This window comes from Caballeronia sp., from assembly GCF_049581465.1.
Taxonomy (GTDB): Bacteria; Pseudomonadota; Gammaproteobacteria; order Burkholderiales; family Burkholderiaceae; genus Caballeronia.
In genome coordinates this window covers 1-3,436 of sequence record NZ_JBAUSA010001144.1, presented here as the reverse complement: position 1 = coordinate 3,436, position 3,436 = coordinate 1, and the positions used below count along the sequence as shown (strand labels likewise).

Below are 3,436 nucleotides of genomic sequence, written 5' to 3'. Positions count from 1 at the left end.
TATCACGCATGTAGCCCGTATGCAACGCGCAGCAGCACCGGCCACGGCTGCGATAGCCGCCGCACCCCGCGCCGCGCCGGTCGATGCCCCCGTGCAAGTGTTTCGCGGCTCCAATAAAGCCGCTTCCCTCGTGACGGCCGATACCTCGGGCAGCAACTGGAATGCTGGCGTGCCGCCGCTCCCGCCGATGGTGTCGGACAACGCCCCCAGACCGCCAACGATAGTAAGGAACCCGCAAGCGTATGCCGCGCCGGAAACGCAAGCGGCGAACGGCGACCTGGTGGTGGCGCAATGATCCGCCGCGCTCACGCTCACCTCCGCTCCGGCAAACCCGGTTTGCTCGCCTTAACGGACGCCCCTTCCATGTCTTCCATGATGATGAAAACGCTCGCGGCCGCCGCCATGATGTCGTGGCTGGCGCTCGGCGCCAGTACCGCACAGGCAACTGGCGCCTTCGGCGTGCCGATCAAGCACGTGGGTACGCCGCCGGTGCAATCCGCCGCTCCGAATGCGGCGGTATCGCAACTGGTGCTGGCTTCCGGCAAGGGCGAGATGGTGCGCCTCTCCGAACCCGCCACCGCTGTGTTCGTGGCCGACCCGGAAGTTGCCGATGTCAACGTGCCGAATCCGCGCGCTGTCTTTGTGCTGGGAAAGAAGGCCGGCACGACCACCCTGTATGTACTCGGTGCAAATAACAAGCAGGTGCTGCGCGCGACGATTGTGGTGAGCCAGGACGTAACCACGCTCAACTCCATACTCGGACAACGCTTTCCCGCGCTGCAACTGAAGCTGGTAAGCGCGCCCGGCTCGCTGATGGTGTCAGGCAACGTGAACAACGCCTCCGAAGCCGAAGCCGTCGTACAGACCTTGTCGCCGTACCTGCATGAGAAAGAACAACTGATCAACCGGCTCACCATCCCCCATCCGCAGCAGGTTCAACTGCGCGTACGGATTACGGAGATCGATCGTAACGTTACACAACAACTGGGCATCAACTGGAGCACGATCAGCAACTTCGCCGGCAACTTCATCGGCGGGATCTCTTCCGGTCGCCAGATCTACAACACCGTCACCGGTACCAGCGCCAACTCGCCGGTCAGCCTCCCGACCAACAATGCCTTTTCGTTTCTGGGCGGGTTCTCTACCAGCCACACCTCTATCCAGGCCCTGATCGACGCCCTCAACCAGGAAGGCCTCATCTCCATTTTGGCTGAACCGAACCTGGTGGCGCTCTCAGGACAGACGGCCAGCTTCCTCGCGGGCGGCGAGTTCCCGATCCCGATCGCGCAGCAGGACAACGCCATCACGATCGAATTCAAGCAGTTCGGCGTCAAGCTGGACTTCACGCCCACCGTCCTCGCCGACAACCACATCAGCCTGAAAGTGCGCCCGGAAGTCAGCCAGATTGATCCGGCGGCGAGCATCACCACCAACGGCATCACAGTGCCGGGCCTTTCCGTGCGGCGTCTGGACACCACGGTGGAATTGTCGAGCGGCCAGAGCTTCGCTATTGGCGGTTTGTTGCAATCGAATTCCAACGACATGATTTCGCAAGTTCCCGGACTTGGCTCGCTGCCGGTGCTCGGCAAGCTTTTCTCGTCGACCAACTACATCAACAACAAGAGCGAACTTGTTGTGATCGTCACGCCGTACCTCGTACAGCCAACCGATCCGGGCCACTTGCGCACGCCCATGGATTCCGTGTCGACGTCAGTGTTGAGCCCGAGCAGCGACGTGGAGTACTCCTACCAGAAGAAGATCGGCCTGGACCCGTTGTCCAGCACCACACCGCGCCTGGTCGGCTCGGCTGGCTACATTTACTGAGAACGCGACGATGCGCTTCAATCCTCGCTCCCTGTCTCTCGCCGCTCTCGCTGTAGCGACCTGCACGTTGCTCGGCGGCTGCCTCCAGCCGCCGCTCGGCATGCCCGACGAACGCACACTGTCTTACGACGGTCGCTCCGTGGTGCCGCCGGATTGCGCCGCGCTCAGACGGCCGTCGTTATTGTCGGACGCCGGGATTCCGCGCCAATCCGTTTCGTTCGGTTGCGCGACCTACACGAATCTCGCGGCGCAGATCGCGCGTCCGGCTGACATCGTCGAACCTGTACCGATGGGCCCGGCCAACGGCGCCGTGGCCGCGAACGCGGTGCTGCGCTACCAGACCGATGCGGTGACGCCGCTGGATACGAGCACCTCGCGCAACCAGACGAAGTAATCGCCGCCCCGACACAGCCAATTCACCGGACACGCATCATGAGCCTGATCAGCATTCTGAAACCCGCCGCTACGCAGGCATCGAAAGCCAGTGAATTCCTGGCGTTCGTGGCCGACCGCGACAGTGAAGACGCGGTGCGCCGCTACGTGCTCGACCAGATGATTCCGCACGCGCACGTCGCACAGGGCACGATCGATACCGCGATTGAATTTCTTAAGACTACCGAGTATTCGCCTACGCGCCTGCTGGTCGATATCAGCGGTTCGTCCATGCCCGTCTCCGACCTGGCCAAGCTGGCGCAGGTGTGCGAGCCGTCGGTAAAAGTGTTCGTACTGGGCGACCGTAACGATGTCGGATTGTTCCGCAACCTGCTGAAGCTCGGCGTCAGCGACTATCTCGTCAAGCCGCTCGCGCTCGATCTCCTGCAACGCACGCTGGACGGCGACACCACCGCACCGATGAATTCCGCCCGTGCCGGCAAGGTAGTCAGCTTCATGGGCACGCGCGGCGGAGTAGGCGTGACCACGATGGCGCTCGCGGTCGGGCAGCATCTTGCCACCGACACCCATCGCCGGGTGGCTTACGTCGATCTGAACCTTCGCGGAGGCGCGGCCCACTCCATGCTCGGTGTGGACAGCAATAACGGTCTCGCCGATGCGTTACTGAACGTGCGACGGCTGGATCCGCAATACGTGGAACGCTCGCTCGTTTCGAAGAGCAACCGCTTTTTCGTGTTGTCGTCCGAGCTCGACTACAACACCGATTTCACAGCGCCGCCCGGCGGCTTCACCGCGCTCCTCAGCGTACTGAAAAACAGCTTCCACTACGTCGTGGTCGACGTGCCCAACGCGCAATCGATACTCGCCGAGGAGGCGATCGATGCATCGAAGCGCGTGTTCATCGTCGGCGACCATACCGTGCATTCCGCGCGCCACGCGCTGCGGCTGTTCCGCTACGTCGAAAGCCGGGCGGGTTCGCCCACGGCTTCGCTGGTGCTGAACAACCCGACGCCGCCGCTAGCAAGCCAGGTAAAGACACAGGACTTCGCCGAAGCAGTCGGCCGCGTGGTCCAGGTGGAGCTGCCCTACGACGGTCGCGGTGTGCTCACAGCGGAGAATCTGGGCGAAGCAGGACGGCTGGCGCAGCGCGGCCCATTCATGGAAGGCATCGAGCAATTAAGCGCGGAACTAACCGGCCAGCCAGTCGCGCCGCGCACGA

General features: G+C 62.8%; 3 protein-coding genes and 1 pseudogene. All 4 read left to right on the top strand.

Annotation, left to right across the window (positions count from 1 at the left end):
• Nucleotides 1–295: pseudogene (locus WCA53_RS28005) on the top strand (hypothetical protein); the annotation flags it as partial.
• 68 nt (nt 296–363) lie between these two features.
• Entirely contained in the window at nt 364–1,824 is a 1,461-nt protein-coding gene (locus tag WCA53_RS28000) for a type II and III secretion system protein family protein (RefSeq protein ID WP_423918570.1), read from the top strand.
• 10 nt (nt 1,825–1,834) lie between these two features.
• Nucleotides 1,835–2,218: a CpaD family pilus assembly lipoprotein gene (locus WCA53_RS27995; protein WP_423918567.1), complete on the top strand. Its 384-nt coding sequence runs from the start codon at nt 1,835–1,837 to the stop codon at nt 2,216–2,218.
• A 38-nt stretch (nt 2,219–2,256) separates the two neighbouring features.
• The coding region (locus tag WCA53_RS27990; RefSeq protein ID WP_423918564.1) for an AAA family ATPase at nt 2,257–3,436 on the top strand (1,180 nt) is incomplete at its 3' end.